The sequence below is a fragment of the Cytobacillus firmus NBRC 15306 genome, from assembly GCF_001591465.1.
GTDB classification, from domain to species: Bacteria; Bacillota; Bacilli; order Bacillales; family Cytobacillaceae; genus Cytobacillus; species Cytobacillus firmus.
Genome location: NZ_BCUY01000027.1, coordinates 1 through 17939, shown reverse-complemented (window position 1 = coordinate 17939; position 17939 = coordinate 1). Strand labels below are relative to the sequence as shown.

General features: G+C 41.4%; 12 protein-coding genes and 1 other annotated feature. Of the genes, 6 read left to right on the top strand and 6 right to left on the bottom strand.

All coding sequences use genetic code 11. The features are described from left to right. The first annotated feature begins 284 nt into the window (after positions 1–284). Entirely contained in the window at positions 285–1628 is a 1344-nt protein-coding gene (gene brnQ, locus BFI01S_RS09920; RefSeq protein ID WP_061792478.1) for a branched-chain amino acid transport system II carrier protein, read from the top strand. Between the two features lie 32 nt (positions 1629–1660). Here the strand turns inward: brnQ and ezrA are convergent, their stop codons facing one another. Then, a complete protein-coding gene (ezrA, locus tag BFI01S_RS09915; protein WP_369691496.1) occupies positions 1661–3241 on the bottom strand; it encodes a septation ring formation regulator EzrA in 1581 nt (526 codons plus the stop codon). A 463-nt stretch (positions 3242–3704) separates the two neighbouring features. On the opposite strand from ezrA, the gene hisJ reads away from it, so the two are divergent. After that, entirely contained in the window at positions 3705–4499 is a 795-nt protein-coding gene (gene hisJ, locus BFI01S_RS09910) for a histidinol-phosphatase HisJ (RefSeq protein WP_061792477.1), read from the top strand. Here the strand turns inward: hisJ and refZ are convergent. Beyond that, positions 4496–5098, bottom strand: coding sequence for a forespore capture DNA-binding protein RefZ (refZ, locus tag BFI01S_RS09905; RefSeq protein WP_235831146.1), 603 nt, complete (start codon positions 5096–5098; stop codon positions 4496–4498). The genes hisJ and refZ overlap by 4 nt on opposite strands. 237 nt (positions 5099–5335) lie before the next feature. On the opposite strand from refZ, the gene msrC reads away from it, so the two are divergent. Continuing rightward, positions 5336–5815 (top strand): free L-methionine (R)-S-oxide reductase MsrC, encoded by a 480-nt coding sequence (gene msrC, locus BFI01S_RS09900; protein WP_061792475.1) that lies wholly within the window; start codon positions 5336–5338, stop codon positions 5813–5815. Positions 5816–5868: 53 nt separating this feature from the next. On the opposite strand, the gene megL is transcribed toward msrC, so the two are convergent. Continuing rightward, positions 5869–7056: a methionine gamma-lyase gene (gene megL / locus BFI01S_RS09895; RefSeq protein ID WP_061792474.1), complete on the bottom strand. Its 1188-nt coding sequence runs from the start codon at positions 7054–7056 to the stop codon at positions 5869–5871. Between the two features lie 230 nt (positions 7057–7286). Further along, entirely contained in the window at positions 7287–9155 is a 1869-nt protein-coding gene (locus BFI01S_RS09890; protein WP_061792473.1) for a diguanylate cyclase domain-containing protein, read from the bottom strand. A gap of 563 nt (positions 9156–9718) precedes the next feature. On the opposite strand from BFI01S_RS09890, the gene rpsD reads away from it, so the two are divergent. Next, a complete protein-coding gene (rpsD, locus tag BFI01S_RS09885) occupies positions 9719–10321 on the top strand; it encodes a 30S ribosomal protein S4 (RefSeq protein ID WP_035330337.1) in 603 nt (200 codons plus the stop codon). Between the two features lie 179 nt (positions 10322–10500). Here the strand turns inward: rpsD and tyrS are convergent, their stop codons facing one another. Next, positions 10501–11760: a tyrosine--tRNA ligase gene (tyrS, locus tag BFI01S_RS09880; RefSeq protein ID WP_061792472.1), complete on the bottom strand. Its 1260-nt coding sequence runs from the start codon at positions 11758–11760 to the stop codon at positions 10501–10503. Between the two features lie 75 nt (positions 11761–11835). After that, positions 11836–12061: a binding site (T-box leader), on the bottom strand. 154 nt (positions 12062–12215) lie between these two features. Between tyrS and BFI01S_RS09875 the strand changes: the two genes are divergently transcribed. Beyond that, the gene (locus tag BFI01S_RS09875) at positions 12216–15116 is read left to right on the top strand and encodes a transglycosylase domain-containing protein (protein ID WP_061792471.1); all 2901 of its coding nucleotides are present in this window, start codon (positions 12216–12218) and stop codon (positions 15114–15116) included. A gap of 117 nt (positions 15117–15233) precedes the next feature. Here BFI01S_RS09875 and acsA read toward each other — a convergent pair whose 3' ends face one another. After that, positions 15234–16952 carry an acetate--CoA ligase gene (gene acsA, locus BFI01S_RS09870; RefSeq protein WP_061792470.1) on the bottom strand — a complete coding sequence of 573 codons (1719 nt, stop codon included), beginning with the start codon at positions 16950–16952 and terminating at the stop codon, positions 15234–15236. Between the two features lie 222 nt (positions 16953–17174). Between acsA and BFI01S_RS09865 the strand changes: the two genes are divergently transcribed. Then, the gene (locus BFI01S_RS09865) at positions 17175–17807 is read left to right on the top strand and encodes a GNAT family N-acetyltransferase (protein WP_048010845.1); all 633 of its coding nucleotides are present in this window, start codon (positions 17175–17177) and stop codon (positions 17805–17807) included. Positions 17808–17939: the final 132 nt, after the last annotated feature.

The window sequence follows — 17939 nt, the reverse complement described above, 5'->3', positions numbered from 1 at the left end:
TCATAACAAGTGAAGATTGGAAATTGTAATTGAAGCTTTTAAATCAAATAGTCAATTCTTTACTATTTAAATTAAGCAAGTTTGAACAATTTATTTAAATGAATGGATTAATTTACACGTGGAAAGCTGATATTATTGTAATTTGAGCATAGTACTTTTCGAATTTATTATTATAAAATACTAAATATTAAGACTTCGTATTTTTTCGACATTTTTTTCAGTTCCTGTGCTAATATGAAAATGTTCTAAACATTATGATATGGAACTATTTCAGGAGGATATATATGGAGAATAAAACATTGGCACCAAAACAAATTCTCGCCGTCGGACTCATGTTATTTGCTCTATTCTTTGGGGCAGGAAATATGATTTTTCCTCCCTTCCTGGGACAAGCTGCCGGCACAAGTGTATGGACTGCTATTATTGGATTTTTAATTACAGGGGTGGGATTGCCGCTATTAGGAATTATCGCCATTGCCAAAAATGGTGATTTACAGACAATTGCAAGCCGCGTACATCCTTTATATGGAATTATTTTTACTATTATTATGTACTTAGCCATTGGGCCATTTTTCGGAATCCCGCGTACAGGGACAGTTGCTTATGAAATTGGGATTACTCCGTTCTTATCTGAAACCGCTTCCAACAGTCCTTTTTCGTTATTGGTTTATACCATTGCCTTTTTTGGCATCACAGCCTGGCTTTCTCTCAATCCATCGAAATTAGTGGATAGAATCGGCAATATTTTTACACCTGCCTTGCTCATTATCCTTGCTGTTCTGGTTATAAAAAGCATCATTACTCCTATGGGCGAACTGCAGGCGCCAGTGGGAGCATATGCTGAGGGGCCGTTCTTTAAAGGCTTCATTGAAGGCTACCTGACGATGGATACAATTGCAGCTCTGGTATTCGGTATTATCGTTATCAGTTCAATACAGGGTATGGGTGTGACAAATAAACATTCACTAATGAAGATTTGCATTACTGCCGGACTGATAGCTGCTGCCGGTCTTGCGGCAGTATATTTATCTCTTGCATATATCGGTGCAACAAGTACGGAAGCTATAGGTGAATTGGATAATGGCGGCGCTATCCTATCTGCCGCTTCTCATTATCTATTTGGATCTGCGGGAGCAGTGATCCTTGGGCTGGCCATAACGGTAGCATGCCTGACAACCTCAATCGGACTCGTTTCCGCTTGTGCGCAATACTTTCATAAACTGCTCCCAAAAATGTCCTATAAAACCATTGTAATCATCCTTTCACTGTTCAGTATGGTGGTTGCAAACATTGGTTTAACTCAGCTGATTCAACTTTCATTGCCAATTTTAATCATAATTTATCCGCTGGCCATTGTGCTGATACTGCTATCCTTTATGCACAATGCCTTTAATGGCTACTCTGTGGTATATATAGGAGCATTAATTCCGACAGGATTAATTAGTTTTGTGGATGGCTTAAAAACAGCTGGAATGGATGTATCCCTCATCACAGACTCACTGCAATTCCTGCCATTCTTTGCTGAAGGAATCGGCTGGATTGTGCCTGCCATGGCAGGAGCTGTAATAGGTTTCTTCCTGGCAATAGCTTTCGGAGAAGCTAAAAAGCCAATTGCTGTAAATGACTAAACAAAAAACCAGATCCAATCGGATCTGGTTTTTTAGTGCTCAGTTATCATTTCTTCTATTCTCTTGATCGCGCCCGGCTCGACTTCTTCAATTGAAGCAGCAGCCTGCTCCAGTGCTTTTTTATATTCATAGCTTCTGAATGAAGCCTCTGCTTCCCTTAATCCATTATCAATAGATGGATAACTGCTTCTGTACCGGTTGCCATATTGGATGACTTTCTCAGCTAGAAGGATCGTCTCAATCATATCACTCACAGAATCAGCAGCCTTATCAACAGTCAGCACCGCAACTTCAAGATATTGCTGAACCGCAGGAATATTCAATGGTTTTTCATCGAGCTTGGCCAGCACATTATCTATGCTTTCTTTTGCATCCTGAATCAAATATTTATATTCCTGGGAAACTCCAGGCACATTGTTTTTGGAGATAAGCCTTATTGTTTCTGCCACTTTCTTGCTTAATTCTTTTACTTTTTCCCTTGCAGACATTTCGTCTTTTCGTAAGGCCTGGAGCTTTTCGGCAAAGGCTGTCTGCTCATCTGAAATCTCCTCAATATGTTCTTTGACTTCCGCAAGCTCTTCTCTCAAAACTGTATGGGGAGTACTCTGGCTGTTAATCTTATGATCCAGCAATTCGAATTTTTTGAACAGCTGATTTATTTTTTTCTCCAGGTGGATTTGAATTTCAAGATCCTTTTCTGGAACATGATAGCTATTCCGGACAGCAGCCATCTCTGTCTTTAGCTGGTTGTTCATATCACGGTTATTATAAAGCATGGTTCTTGTTGCCTCATCCTGCTGGCTTAAGTAATGTCTGGCATGTACTTCCTTTTCGAGCAGATCATACAGATGTTCAATATTATCTTTAATCTCTTCGACTCCTGTTTGAACTTCCTCGATTTGTGCTTGATCTATGGAGCCGGCAAATCCATTTACTAGTTCTTCAAGCCTCTCAATTTCTTTATCTATTTGCAGGTGATCAAGCAGATAGCCCTGCTCCAGCATTTCCTTATACCCATCTCTCAGCTCTTCCAGCTCGGAAGGGATCTTGGATTGACAGTCAACCATCAAACTTGGTATAGCTTCCATTTTGGCTTGAGAATCCTCAATCAGCGCTTTGATTACAAGAAGAATTTCACGTGCTTCAAGGTAATTGCCCTTTTCGGTTTTGTCATCGAACTCTTCAAATTTGGCCAATGCTTCATCCAGCTGTTCTTCAAGAATTTTTTCAGATTTGCCGAATGTGTGGCGATGTGCAAGGAGAAACTTTTTGCATTGGCGGTACATTTCTTTCAATTCTTCAATCTCCGCTCTATTTTTCTCTTCACTGCCTACCAGCTCATTCAATTCAGTAAGCAGGTTTTTGATGTTTTCTTCTATCTCAGTTAATCTTTTTTCTATTCTCTGCTGAATTTCCTGGGAATTTTTAAAGCGGTATTTATCTATGCTCTCTTCAGCATCAAATAACAATTCTTCCACATCCGGAAGCTGTGATGTAACTATTTCATCCCATTCATTTCTCCAGCGTTCAAATAATTCCTCTGTCTGCCCCGTCATATTCAGCTTTTTAACTCTAGACATTTCATCTAGAACAGGGCGGTCCGTTATGTCCATCTTCCATGTTTCCAGCCTGTCAATTTCTTTGTAATGTTTTTTTTCAAAAAATATCCGGTGAGATATAGGCATAAAAGAATGACTATAGCTCCAATTATGTATTCCATTTTTAAAGCCCCCTGTTCTGTTCCCGAGCCAGTATATATATGTAAAGTTTTTATTTAATAGCGTGAGGTGTTTCTTTATTTCACATGTTATTTTCAATGCTTTTATGATACCATGTAAACGACATTTTTTGATTATTTATTTCATTTTTTTATGAATTTCTTCTTTAATATTTCACCTAAAATGCTATTTTCGGAAAATAACTATATCATTTGTATTTTTTAATTGAACTATATGAACTGTTCAAATACAAACAATTCGCTTTTTATAAAAGATTTCCTTCTTTATTTAGGAGATATGTAAAAAAGAGACTTGAGTACTGCATCAATTAAACCATTACAGAAAGGAAGCTCTTCATATGCTAAAAGACGGCCACATCCACACACCCTATTGCCCGCACGGGACAAAAGATTCATTGGAAGATTATGTTGAAAAAGCAATAAGTCTGGGGTTTAAGGAGATTTCTTTTACTGAACATGCTCCGCTCCCTGATGGCTTTGAGGACCCGGCACCTGCCCGGGACAGTGCGATGCGCAAGGAGAAGCTTGAAAAATATTTTACTGATATTTCAAGAATAAAAGCAGATTATCAAGGAAAAATCCGGATTAATGCGGGGCTTGAAGTGGATTACATTGAAGGCTTTGAACGGGAGATTAAAGAATTCCTCGATAAAAATGGAAAATACATGGATGATTCTATTTTATCTGTGCATTTTCTAAAGCATGGCAGCCGTTACGAATGCCTGGACTACAGCCCGGATGTTTTTGCAAAAATGATCGAAGAGTATGGTTCTATTGAAGCAGTTTATATGAATTATTTCCGCACCCTGCTTTTATCTATAAAAGCAGATTTAGGACCGTTTAAACCAAAAAGGGTTGGGCATATCACCCTGGTGAAAAAATTTCAAAAAAAATATCCCGCTGATCGGGAATATAGAGAGGAAATAACCCAAATACTTGATGAGGTGCATAATCAAGGCTATGAACTCGACTATAACGGAGCCGGTTTTGCCAAGCCGTTATGCAAAGAGTCCTATCCTCCGGATTGGGCTGCAGAAGCAGCGGCCCAAAAAGGCATTACATTGGTTTATGGGTCCGATTCTCATCAGGCAAAGGAAATGGGTCAGGGCCTTGATAGAATGAAACACCTTTAGAGTACAGCAGCATAAGATTTTCCGGCATGGTTGCACAGGACTCCATCAACCCAATTGAAGATCTCTTTTGTGTATTTGTCCGCGAAATATTTTTCATGAGGAAATACATGCAGAACTTCAGACATATAATGTGTGTTCAGAAATGGCATGGACAGGAGTCCTTTCAGCTGGATAATCATATAATTAGCTGAATGGATACGGAACTCTTTTGTTTTCATGCCCCTTTCGAGCACCTTGCCAAGAAAAAACTTTTCCTTTGCTAAATAAGTGGACATGATTTCCCTTACTACCTGTGAATCTATTGAAATTTCCCGAAGTATCAATCTTGTTAAATGGCTATGTTCAAATTGATAAACCATGATATTTTGCGCCATTTTTTTCAGGCTCAGGGCCGCCCCCTGCTCAAGAAATGAAAACCCCTTCTCTATCTCCTGAATATACCCTTCAAAAAACGCAGTAAAGCAATATTCAAGCAGCCCGTGTTTGTTATCGAAATAGTATGCGATATTCGCTGGATTCGTCTGAGCTTTGCCTGCAATATCACGGATGGTAGTCCCAGAGAAACCCTTCGTATTAAATAAGGAGATAGCGGCAGACACAATTGCCTCTTTTGAATTTTTTTCAAAGTTCCCGCCTCGCTTTCTTTTGTAAACTCTCGGTTCAAACACATATGAGTGAACTAAATTCATCGCATGTTAAAAACGGATTTGTTGTGATAATTAAACATTCTTGCTAAAATCGTCTTATCCTTTTTAAAGTTCTCGACAATGTCCTTCTAATTTCCTGTTCATCTGCCAGGAAATTCGTATATCTTTGAGAAAGCAAGGTGATTTGTGATGTTTAGTGTCGAATCATACAAGGGAACCCGTGAAGAAAATTATCAATTATTGATTAAACAGCTTTCTGCTCTTCTTGAAGGAGAAACGAACATCATTGCCAATTTAAGCAATGCATCTGCTCTTCTTAATCAATTCCTGGAACGTACAAACTGGGTAGGATTTTACCTGGTGGAAGAAGGCGAACTTGTTCTCGGGCCATTTCAGGGTCTGCCTGCATGTGTAAGAATCCCCCTTGGCAAGGGCGTGTGCGGAACAGCTGCGAAGCAAATGGAAACAGTCCGTGTTGAAGATGTCCATCAATTTCCTGGACATATCGCCTGTGACGCAGCTTCACAGTCTGAAATCGTCATTCCGCTTGTCAAAGAAGGCACTCTTCTTGGTGTGCTGGATATTGATTCTCCAGAAAAAAACCGGTTTGATGAACTTGACCAAAAATACCTGGAAGACTTCTCAATGGTACTTGTATCCTTCCTGTAAAAGATTTCAAAAGAAAGAGATGGCCATTTGAGAACGGCCATCTCTTTTACATTTCAGACTCCTTCAAGAGCCTGGGAAAGATCCTCCCTGATATCTTCCCATGATTCAAGGCCGACTGAAAGCCTCAGCAATGTATCTTCAATGCCCATTTTTTCACGGTATTCCTTTGGAACCACTGCATGTGTCATAGTTGCAGGGTGCTGAATTAGTGTCTCGGCATCCCCAAGACTCACGGCAATTTTTATAAGATTCAGCCTGTTCATAAATTCCTGAGCAGTCTCTTTATTTCCCTTTAGAGTAAAGGAAATCATCCCGCCTGGCTTTCTCATTTGTTTTTGCGCAATATCATAATCTGCATTACTGCTGTCTCCCGGAAAATAAACTTTTTCCACTTTTGGATGCGCTAATAAGTATGATGCAAGCTGTTCAGCATTGTCACAGTGCCTGTCAAGTCTGACTGCAAGTGTTTTCAAGCCGCGGAGCAGCAGCCAGGCATCAAAAGGTGAAATAATACCCCCAATGTCTTTTTGAGTAGTCATCCTTACTTCATTCAAAAATTCTTTGCAGCCTACAACAAGGCCGGCAATTACGTCACCATGGCCCCCGATGTATTTTGTCGCACTGTGAATGACAATATCGCAGCCCAGCTCAATCGGATTCTGTAAATATGGAGAACAGAAAGTATTATCAACCACAACTGGAATTCCTTTCTCTCTCCCTACTTCTGCAACCATCTTCAAATCCACCAATTTCATTGTTGGATTTATTGGAGTTTCAACATATATACAGACAGTCTCCGGCTTTATTTCATCAAGCAGCTGCTGCTTTGATTCCATCGCTGAATAATCATGGCTGATTTTATATTTTTCCTCCATCATCTCCAGGAGTCCAAATGTACAGCCATACACTCCCTGGGAACATAAAATATGATCACCCGTTTTGGTTAAAGCAAACAGAACAGCTGAAACCGCGGCCATACCCGAACCAAAAGCAAGGACAGCTTCTCCCTTTTCAAGTGCGGCCATTCTTTCTTCCAGCATCTTTACCGTTGGATTGCCCAGACGGGAATAGATATAGCCTTCTTCTTCACCAGCAAAACGCTTTTCCCCCTGCTGTGCTGTCTCAAAAGTAAAAGTAGACGTCTGAAAAATAGGCGGCGCCAAGCTTCCCTTAAAGCTTTCTGCATCGTATCCTTCATGGATGACCTGCGTCTCGAAATTAAACCGTTGATTTCTATCCATTATAACTCTCCCCTTTACTGAAAACGCTTACATTTTTTGTCATAATAAGCCCCTCTTTCAGCATATGATAACAGTATATTTTTTGAAAGTATTTTGTTTTGGAAAAACGGAAGGCGAAGGCGCTCGCCTATCGGCTTATGATCTTGAGCTGATAACGCCTGGAGCAATCTAACTTCAGAATTTAATCATGTTTATCCATTAATAAAGACTGCCTCTCCTTAAGGCAGTCCCTATATGAATGAATCTGATGCCGACTCAAGTATCACTTTATTTTTACCTGTATTCTTAGCAGTATATAATGCCCTGTCAGCCCGTTTAAACAGTGCAGCATACGAATCTTTTTTCCCCCTGCTCCAATATGACACGCCGCATGAAATGGTTACTTGGGGTTCTGTGATCCGACATACCTTTCTGACAAGCCGTTCAGCAATAAGCGCACCTGCTGGCAATGAAACATTGGGCAGGTAAAGAGCCAGCTCCTCACCGCCCCATCTTGCTCCTATATCAGTGCCGCGAATATTGCTGTTTATTAAATTGGCTACTTGAATAATGATTTCATCGCCTACCTGATGTCCGTATGTATCGTTCACCATTTTAAAATCATCTATATCAACCAGCAAAAAGGTTCCTTCGTGATCTTCATTCATGGACTGATGTATGCGATCATCCAGATAGCTTCGGGAATACAGCTTTGTTAAGTGATCGGTTACAACCATCTTTTCAAGCTCTTCTCTCAGCATTGAATTGGTAAAGGCCAGCGTGGAATGATGAATCAATGATTGCAGCAGTTTGAATGTTTCAAATGAAAAATGATAAGGAGAACTGTGCATGACAAGCGCAAATCCCTTTAATACTCCAGATTGGGTCATCGGAACCGCCATAATGGATTTATAGCAGCTCGCAGCACCCTCGAACTGTAAAGAAAAATCTCCAATAAAAAGAGACTCTTTCTCCCTGATGATCTTTTTCTTCATATACTGAATATAGCTTTCTGCCTCTTTGGTATGAAAAAATTCAGTGCTGCCCTGAATTATATTCACATCAGAATCATCAGAAGATATCAGGATGAAACCGGCCTCTTCAGCCTCAAAGGACTGCATAATCTGATCTGACATAAAGTTCATCGTTTCTGTAAGACGCAAATTTGAGTTCAGGCGGTGGGATGTTTCATTAATTAATTGAAGATCCGCTATCAGCCGCTTGGACTGCTGATAAAGCTGCGCATTCTCCAGTGCACTGCCTGCAGTATTGGCCAGAAGAGTTATAAATTCAATTTCATTTTTAGGGAATATCATGGTATTAGGCGCAATAACTTGAAGCACGCCATATACCCCCTGTTTCCCTTTTAATGGAGCATACAGGATAGAGCGAACTTCCTGCAGGGAATCTTCAAATTGAACAGCCCCCGTGACATAAGCCTGCATGGCCGCGATATTTTCGCTGTCATATTCAAGGTCTCTAATTGGCAGATCTCCATGATTATTGTTATCCTGGGACAGCAGAAGATAATAGGTAAACGTGGGGTACATTTCCTGGAGAGTAAAGATAATTTCCCCCAGCACCATATCCATATCCATTGAGGAATGGAATTTCTCAGTAACGCGGTACAGCTGTTTATAGCGTTTTTCTTCAGAAGCAATTTTGGCCATACCCTGAGCTTTATCGAGGAATTGCCCGCATTCTTCGCTAAGTTCCTGAAATACTTTTTCTGGATAGGTGTAAAAACTGCCTGATGCCCCTATTAGAAGCATGCAGCCCAGCAGCTGGCTTCCCTTTACAAGAGGAATCATAATTTGTTCTTCCTTAATCTCAGTGCCTAACCTCAGGAACTCTCTGTTTGTTTTAGCCCATCTTTTTAAATCACCTGAAAAAGCAAGTGAATGTAAAGCATCCGGATTTGTGGAAGCTTCTGCAAAAAACTCCTGCTTCCATTCATTAAAGACGTACAGAGTTATTTCATCCGCTTCAGTAAGGGCTTGAATGGCAGAAAGCATTTCATTCAGTAGTTTTTCATAATGAAAGAAACCGTTCTCCGTATCGATAATATCAAAAAATCGGCTTTTTAAATTAAGTATGATTTGGCGTTCAAGTGTATCCATCTTCTTATCACCCATCAAATGTCTCAGATCATGAATCTTTAAACCAATAAGGTATATTATAACGGACCAAAATTAATAATCCCGGTATAGATGTGGCTATTTCGTTTCAATTCCGGTTTTCAGCAGGATAGTCCTCTGCCAAATTTTTCTTTATTATATCACAGTTTCAAAGAGACTCCTGCTAGTTTTCTAATTTACTGTGAAATATGGTTTAGAAAAAAACTTTGCCTTATAATTACTACATGCTTTAAATCCAAATAAGTAAAAAATAAAGATCACCTTGACTTTTACCCTCTGAAAATTATATAATACTCCTTGTGTAAAATATTGCAGCCTATGTGAGCACCTTGATGTACTCATTTTGTTCCTCAACCAGAGCATTGAAGTTAGCATTATCTGGCTTCAGCCGCCTTTGGCGACTTACATGTTTCTGGGGATGGGGTACTGTGTAACCCTCTGCTGCTAGGGCGAAGGTACATGAAAACAAAATGAACATGATTGTTGTGCGCATCTGTTTCTGTTTTTATTTTACCCAAATAAAAACACAAAAGGAGGAGTCTTAAATGGCTCGTTATACTGGTCCAAGCTGGAAATTATCCCGTCGTCTTGGAATCTCTCTAAGCGGTACTGGAAAAGAATTAGAAAAGCGTCCTTACGCTCCTGGACAACATGGTCCAAACCAGCGCAAAAAAATCTCTGAATACGGTTTACAATTACAGGAGAAGCAAAAGCTTCGTCACATGTACGGAGTAAATGAGCGTCAATTCCGCAATTTATTCGATAAAGCCGGCAAAATGCCTGGTAAGCACGGTGAAAACTTCATGATTCTTCTTGAATCACGCCTTGACAACGTTGTTTACCGTTTAGGTCTTGCCCGCACTCGCCGTCAAGCTCGCCAGCTTGTTAACCACGGTCACATCATGGTTGATGGATCTCGTGTTGATATTCCATCATACCGCGTAGCACCTGGTCAAACAATTACACTTCGCGAAAAATCTCGCAGCCTTGACATCGTTAAAGAAGCAATCGAAGTTAACAACTTCGTACCTGACTTCGTATCTTTCGATGCAGACAAGCTAGAAGGAACTTTCACTCGCATGCCTGAGCGTTCTGAACTTCCAGCTGAAATCAACGAATCTCTAATCGTTGAATTCTACTCTCGTTAATAATATTAAAACTGCCGAAGCATTTCGGCAGTTTTTTTTGTTGCATCTTCTGGAATAACTCCCATTTCTCCTGATCTGCCTACATTTTCACCGTTAATCAACAGGATCAGCTATCTGTACCCCCATTTTTTATTCAATTATGTCTAAATAAAGCCCTCCGTCACAGGAGGGCTTTCGTTTTAGTATTTAATTAAAAAATATTTCTTCTTTCCACGGCGAATGACAGTAAATTGACCTTCAATCTTGTCTTTATCAGTAAGAGTATAATCAAGCTCTGTTATGCGTTCTCCATTTACTGAAACAGCGCCATTCGTCACATCTTCACGCGCCTGGCGTTTGGATGGAGAGATTTTGGCAGCAACAAGCAAGTCAACTATGCCCAATTCCTCTCCTTCTGAATGCTCATAAGATGGAACATCCTTAAAGCCTTGTTTAATCTCTGAGGCCGAAAGGTTTTTTATATCTCCGCTGAAGAGGGCTGCTGTAATTTTGATAGCCTGTTCTAATGCTGCATCCCCATGAATCAGAAGTGTCATTTCTTTAGCAAGTGCTTTTTGGGCTTTGCGGAGATGCGGTTCGTCCTGAACAGCTTTTTCAAGATCTTCAATTTCTTCACGGGATAAGAAGGTAAAGAATTTTAGGTATTTAATTACATCCGCATCTGCTGTGTTAATCCAGAATTGGTAAAACTCATAAGGAGATGTTTTCTCCGGATCAAGCCAGATTGCTCCGCTTTCCGTTTTGCCGAACTTTGTTCCATCCGCTTTCGTTACAAGAGGGATTGTCAGGCCGTAAGCCTTGGAACCTTCAGGCGCCATTTTGCGGATAAGTTCAAGTCCGGTTGTAATATTCCCCCACTGGTCGCTTCCGCCAATTTGCATTTTACAGTTATGGTTCTCATATAAATGCAGGAAATCCATTGCCTGCAGAATGGTGTAAGTGAATTCAGTAAAGGAAATACCTGTTTCCAGTCTGGAAGAAATGGTGTCTTTAGCGAGCATGTAATTGACTCCGACATGTTTCCCGTAATCACGCAGGAACGTAACGATATCCATGGAGCCTGCCCAATCGTAGTTGTTAACCATGATTGCACCATTTTCACTTTCAAAATCAAAAATTCTTTTCAGCTGGCCCTTTATGCAGTCCACATTATACTGTACTGTTTCAAGAGTCTGCAGCTTCCGCTCTTCGCTTTTGCCGCTTGGATCACCAATAAGTCCAGTAGCTCCGCCAACAAGTACAATTGGACGGTGGCCTTCTTTTTGAAAGCGTCTTAACGTTAAAAATGGCAGCAGGTGTCCAATATGCATGCTGTCAGCAGTGGGATCAACACCGCAGTATAAAGAAATTTTCTCTTTCTCGAGAGTATTCTGGATCCCCTCTTCATCTGTCTGCTGATAAACAATTCCTCTCCATTGCAGATCTTCAAGTAAGCTCATCATAATTCCTCCTAATTAACGGCTATTTTCAAGGCATTAAAGGTTTTAACCATACAAAAAGCGCCCCTGCAATTATGCAGGGACGCATGATCATTTTGCGCGGTACCACCCAGATTGAGGACAAATTTCCTCCACTCTTTCAGAATAACGGATAATCCGTCCACTGCTATAACTGCTGTGCAGGTTGACAGTGGAAAGCTCAGGGAGGTAATTCATCCTTCTATTTGTACCGGCTCGCAGCACACGCCGGCTTTCTGAAACAGGGATAGAAGCATTACTGGATTCCCATCAATGCCTATAAAATATTTAACGTCTAAGATAGAATATTTTTATCATAAAAATGAGCCAAATGTCAAATGCCTGTGCAAAAAAAGGAAATTTCAGATAAATGGCGAACCATGTCATATTCGGCTGTCACATTGTGCTATAATAAATGTGATTTTAGGGGGATTGATATGATGAAAGAAAAGTTTCAGATGATAATGGATAAATTGAGGCAGACTCCGGGCCTTTTCGGTAATAAGAAAGCAGCTAAAGGAGCAAGTATTACATACCAGGTCATCTGGAATATTACTTTGCTTTTTATCATACTGGCTGTCATTGGCGGTGCATTTGCGGGAGGACTGGGAGCCGGTTATTTCGCATCGCTTGTAAAGGATGAACCCATCCGATCCTATGCCAGCATGAAAAAGGATATTTATGACTATGAAGAAACATCAGAACTATACTTTGCAAATAATGTATATCTCGGAAAGCTCAGAACAGACCTGGAACGTGAGGAAGTTAAGCTTGATGATGTTTCGGAACACTTAATTAACGCAGTAGTGGCTACTGAAGATGAATATTTCTACGAACATGACGGTGTGGTGCCAAAAGCGATTATGCGTGCACTGTTTCAGGAAGTAACAAATTCATCCGTTCAATCCGGCGGAAGTACACTGACACAGCAGCTTATAAAGAACCAAATCTTAACGAATGAAGTTTCTTTCGAGCGGAAAGCAAAAGAGATTCTGCTTGCTTTGCGGCTTGAGAAATTCTTTGATAAAAAAGAAATATTGGAAGCATATCTAAATGTTTCTACCTTTGGAAGAAATGCATCCGGACGTAATATTGCCGGAGTTGAAGCAGCTGCCAAAGGCATTTTTGGAGTGAGTGCAAAAGAATTAACATTGCCTCAGGCCGCATTCATTGCAGGGCTTCCTCAGAGTCCATTCGGCTACACTCCTTTTACAAGAGAGGGAACGGTCAAAGAGAATCTGGAACCTGGTTTTTCCAGGATGAAAACCGTTCTGAAAAGAATGTATGATGACGGAAAGATTGACCAGAAGCAATACGAAGAAGCTTTGGCATATGACCTGACAAAGGATTTCACAGCAGCTTCAGAAAGCCCTTTGGAAAAATATCCATATTTGACGTATGAAATTGAAGAACGTGCAGTAAACATCATGACTAAGATTCTCGCAAAAAATGACGGATATGAAGAACAGGACTTAAAAGAAGACGACGAGCTCCGCGAGGAATACAGGACCCTTGCAGACCGGACAATCCGCCAGAATGGCTTCCAAATTCATACAACCATTAACAAAGATATTTATGATAAGATGCAGCAGGTCAAAGATAACTACCCTTATTACGGCCCTGACAAACCTGAGACAATAAAGGATCCGGAAACTGGCGAAAACAAGCAAATCATGGAGCCTGTAGAAGTAGGTGCGATCTTAATTGAAAATAAAACCGGTAAAATTATCAGCTTTGTTGGCGGACGCGATCACAAACGCGAGCAGCTGAACCATGCTACAAGCGCTCTAAGGCAAAATGGTTCAACCATGAAGCCGCTTTTAGTCTATGCCCCGGCAATAGAACTTGGAAAAGCCGCGCCGGGCACTATTCTGCCTGATGTGCCGCTGCACCTTGCTCCGGGACTAAACAGACCTTGGCCAAAGAATTATACAAATACCTATAGCGGGCTCGTTTCGGCCAGACATGCACTTAAGCATTCATACAATGTCCCTGCTGTAAAGCTCTATAAGGAAATAGTCGGACAGCGGCCTGCTTCTTACCTGGAAAAAATGGGCTTTACTTCTCTTATCGGCCCTGACTATACAAACTTGGCTACATCCATCGGTTCACTTGAATACGGCGTAACAGTAGAAGAAAATACAAACGCCTTTACTACATTTGCTAATGGCGGGAAATTTATTGACGCCTATTTGATTGAAAAAATCACAGATAAAGAAGGGAACGTCATATTCCAGCATAAATCCGAGCCTGTTGATGTATTTAGCCCGCAGACAGCGTACCTCACAATCGATATGATGAGAGACGTTATTAACAGCGGAACTGCCACATCAATTAAGAGCAGATTGAAGTTTGGTTCTGACTGGGCGGGGAAAACAGGTACTGGTACTGAATTCATAGATGCCTGGTTTGTGGCATCCAACCCGAATGTCACGTTCGGCATCTGGTCTGGTTATGATACGCCTAAATCATTGAAGGCCCCTGGCCCATTAAGCTACAGCCTGCGAAATAATTATCTGTGGGCTGACCTGATGAATGCAGCATATGATGTTGCCCCTGACCTTGTGGACCCAAGCGAAAGCTTTAAAATGCCGGGCGGAATCGTAAGACGTTCATTCTGTGCCATTTCCGGCCTGCTTCCTTCAGAGGCATGTTCCAGAGCTGGCCTAGTCGAGACTGATTTATTCAATGCCAAATTTGTTCCTGCAAAAGTGGATGACAGCCTCGGCAATGGAAAACTTGTACGAATTGGCGATAAAAAATATATGGCCCTTGATTCAACACCAGAAGAGTTTACTGAACCTGGAATGGTAGTGAATCCGGATTATATTCAAAAACTGTTCGGCATTAAAGCAAACCTAAGTACTCTTATTCCGAATAAAGAACGCTGGAAGAGCATACTCACTAGCGCTGACCAGCTCAAAGACAACGGTAAAGCCCCGGCAGCTCCAGGAATAAAAGCTTCGGGTGAAAGCATTACATGGGGGGCACACCCTGAAAATGATGTAATAGGTTACCGCGTCTATAACGGAGGCAAAAAAGTCGCTACCATAAAAGCTGGCTCCTCCCTGAGCTTTAAGGCTGGAAGCGGCCCGATCTATGTAACAGCCGTTGACATTGCCGGCAGAGAATCTGCTCCTTCCAATGTAGTGGAAATCGGCAAAAAGCCGGAAGAAGAAAAACCTAAAGAAGAGAAACCAAAAGAAGAAAAGCCTAAGGAAGAAAAACCAAAAGAAGAAAAGCCTAAGGAAGAAAAACCAAAAGACCCGCCAGCCGAAGAAAAGCCCACGGAAGAAAAACCATCAGAATCCGGTGAAGGCGGAGACACAGCTGCTTAAAATGATTAAAACGAAAAGCAGGAATCCATTAGCTGGATTTCTGCTTTTTTCTTGGTTTAGCACCTTTCATATAAACACATGAAGGCCGCTGTTTTTGAACAGTGGCCTTGAACTTTCTTAATCCTCCATTGTAGACAAATCACCGGTTGGCAGATCCAGCTCCCATGCCTTAAGCACACGGCGCATGATTTTGCCGCTGCGGGTTTTTGGAAGCTTGTCGCGGAATTCGATTTCACGCGGAGCAGCGTGGGCAGCAAGGCCTTTCTTAACAAATTGGCGGATTTCTTCCACCAGTTCTTCAGAAGGTTCATGCCCGTCCCGTAAAGCAACAAACGCTTTAATAATTTCGCCGCGGACAGGATCCGGCTTGCCGATAACCCCAGCTTCTGCAACAGCCGGATGTTCGATCAGCTTGCTCTCTACTTCAAACGGTCCTACACGTTCGCCAGATGTCATGATAACGTCATCTACACGGCCCTGGAACCAGAAATATCCATCTTCATCCATATAAGCCGAATCTCCGGAAACATACCAATCACCCGGCATAAAATAAGATTCATATTTTTGCTCGTTATTCCAGATGGCATGCATCATGGAAGGCCAGCCTTTTTTAATCGCAAGGTTGCCCATACGGTTAGGCGGCAGTTCATTTCCCTGATCATCGACAATGGCTGCCTTAACACCCGGAATCGGCTTACCCATGGATCCCGGCTTTATTTCCAGGCAAGGATAATTACAGATGAGCTGTGCACCTGTTTCAGTCATCCACCATGTATCATGGATGCGCATGTTGAAGACTTTTGTACCCCATCTGACTACTTCAGGATTTAGCGGTTCACCGACACTGAGGACATGGCGAAGGGAGCTTAAATCAAATTTTTTCACAACCTCATCGCCCGCTCCCATCAGCATCCGGAAAGCAGTCGGAGCACTATACCAAACTGTAACGCCATACTCCTCAATCATTTTATACCAAGTCTCCGGATTGAACCTGCCCCCGACCACAAGGTTTGAAGTCCCTGTCAGCCAAGGGCCGAAAATGCCATATGAAGTACCGGTTACCCAGCCTGGATCAGCAGTGCACCAATATACATCTTCTTCTTTTAAGTCCAGCACCCATTTAGCTGTCTGGTAATGCTGAATCATTGCATTATGTACATGCAACACCCCTTTTGGCTTGCCTGTTGAACCGGAAGTATAATGCAAAATAAGCCCATCGTTTCCGTCAACCCATTCAATTGGCAGCTTTCTGCCCGATTCAGCCATTCTTTTATTAAAATCAACATATGGCCCGTTTTCCTCAATATTTTCCCCAACAAGGAAAACATGCTTTAAAGCAGGCAGCTTGTCAACAGGCACTCGTTCCAAAAGTTCAGGTGTTGTAATCAGGACTTTTGCTTCACTGTCAGCAAGCCTGTCACGGACAGCCCCTTCCATGAAAGCTTCAAATAGAGGACCCACAATAGCCCCCAGCTTAACAGCCCCCAACACGGCAAAATAGAGTTCAGGAGAACGCGGCATAAAGATGAACACCCGGTCGCCTTTTTCAACATCGCCATATGCTTTTAATGCATTTCCCGCTTTATTGGATAGTTCCTTCATTTCTTTGAAAGTATATTTCTCATTTCTCTGTCCATCGCGATAATAAAGGGCAACCTTATTTTTTCTGAAAGATTCCGCATGACGGTCGATCGCCTCATAGGCCATATTCATGCGACCGGTTTCTTTCCAGGAAAATTCTTTTTCTGCATCAGCCCAGTTAAAATTCTCATAAAATTCATCATAATTTTTTAAATTGAAGTCCCCTTGTGTTACTGGCAGCGCTTCCACTTTCATAAATCGTTCTCCCCCTTATTTAGATTTGATATTATTATAGTATAAACATTATATTTTCTCAATTTTTAAAATTTTGGAGGAGAAAAATAAAGTTATGAACAAATTCGAAAATTGTCACAAACTTTTTTAAATTACACAGAAAATTATGTGAAAGCGCTTTATCATCCGCGTTTTTATGTATAATAGAAGATACATTGATCATGCTACCTGGGTGGTGAATACATGGAACATAACAAAACGTATAATGCAAAGGAATTAAAAACAGCCAATGGAAAATTAATCATTGAGGGGCCAATTACACCCGAAAAATTGGCTGATTATGAGTTTCATAAAGATCTTGTCGCTTTCAGGCCGCCGGCTCAGCAGCATAAAGCCCTGGTTGAGATTGCGGGATTGCCTGAGGGCAGAATTATAGTAGCCCGTGACAGACATACCATTGTCGGCTATGTTACTTACCTGTATCCTGATCCTCTTGAACGCTGGTCTGAAGGTAAGATGGATAATTTAATTGAATTGGGTGCCATAGAAGTGATTCCTGCTTTCCGGGGTTCTGGAACAGGCAAGAACCTGCTGAAAGTATCTATGATGGATGATGCTATGGAGGATTATATTGTTATAACGACAGAGTATTATTGGCATTGGGATTTAAAAGGAACTGGCCTGAATGTATGGGAATATCGAAAAATCATGGAAAAGATGATGAATGCAGGCGGTCTTGAATGGTACGCCACAGATGACCCGGAAATCAGTTCTCACCCTGCAAACTGCCTGATGGCCCGAATCGGAAAAAGAGTAGACCAGGATTCTGTCCAGCAATTTGACCGCTTGCGCTTTATGAATCGCTTTATGTATTAATAGAAGTGTAAATACATAGTTCATGCTATGACTTTTCCTGCATGAGTGTATCTCCATATATTTTAACGCAGTCTAACGGGCAGTAAGACCCCCACTTCAAGACTCAGAGGAATCAAAGGAGGAAAAGTGGGG

Bases quoted from the DNA above. Each gene is read 5' to 3' on its own strand.
- rpsD (WP_035330337.1), top strand. From the start codon at position 9,719: ATGGCTCGTTATACTGGTCCAAGCTGGAAATTATCCCGTCGTCTTGGA.
- msrC (WP_061792475.1), top strand. From the start codon at position 5,336: ATGTTTAGTGTCGAATCATACAAGGGAACCCGTGAAGAAAATTATCAA.
- ezrA (WP_369691496.1), bottom strand. From the start codon at position 3,241: ATGGACATAACGGACCGCCCTGTTCTAGATGAAATGTCTAGAGTTAAA.
- hisJ (WP_061792477.1), top strand. From the start codon at position 3,705: ATGCTAAAAGACGGCCACATCCACACACCCTATTGCCCGCACGGGACA.
- BFI01S_RS09890 (WP_061792473.1), bottom strand. From the start codon at position 9,155: ATGGATACACTTGAACGCCAAATCATACTTAATTTAAAAAGCCGATTT.
- acsA (WP_061792470.1), bottom strand. From the start codon at position 16,952: ATGAAAGTGGAAGCGCTGCCAGTAACACAAGGGGACTTCAATTTAAAA.
- brnQ (WP_061792478.1), top strand. From the start codon at position 285: ATGGAGAATAAAACATTGGCACCAAAACAAATTCTCGCCGTCGGACTC.
- BFI01S_RS09865 (WP_048010845.1), top strand. From the start codon at position 17,175: ATGGAACATAACAAAACGTATAATGCAAAGGAATTAAAAACAGCCAAT.
- tyrS (WP_061792472.1), bottom strand. From the start codon at position 11,760: ATGAGCTTACTTGAAGATCTGCAATGGAGAGGAATTGTTTATCAGCAG.
- megL (WP_061792474.1), bottom strand. From the start codon at position 7,056: ATGGATAGAAATCAACGGTTTAATTTCGAGACGCAGGTCATCCATGAA.
- BFI01S_RS09875 (WP_061792471.1), top strand. From the start codon at position 12,216: ATGATGAAAGAAAAGTTTCAGATGATAATGGATAAATTGAGGCAGACT.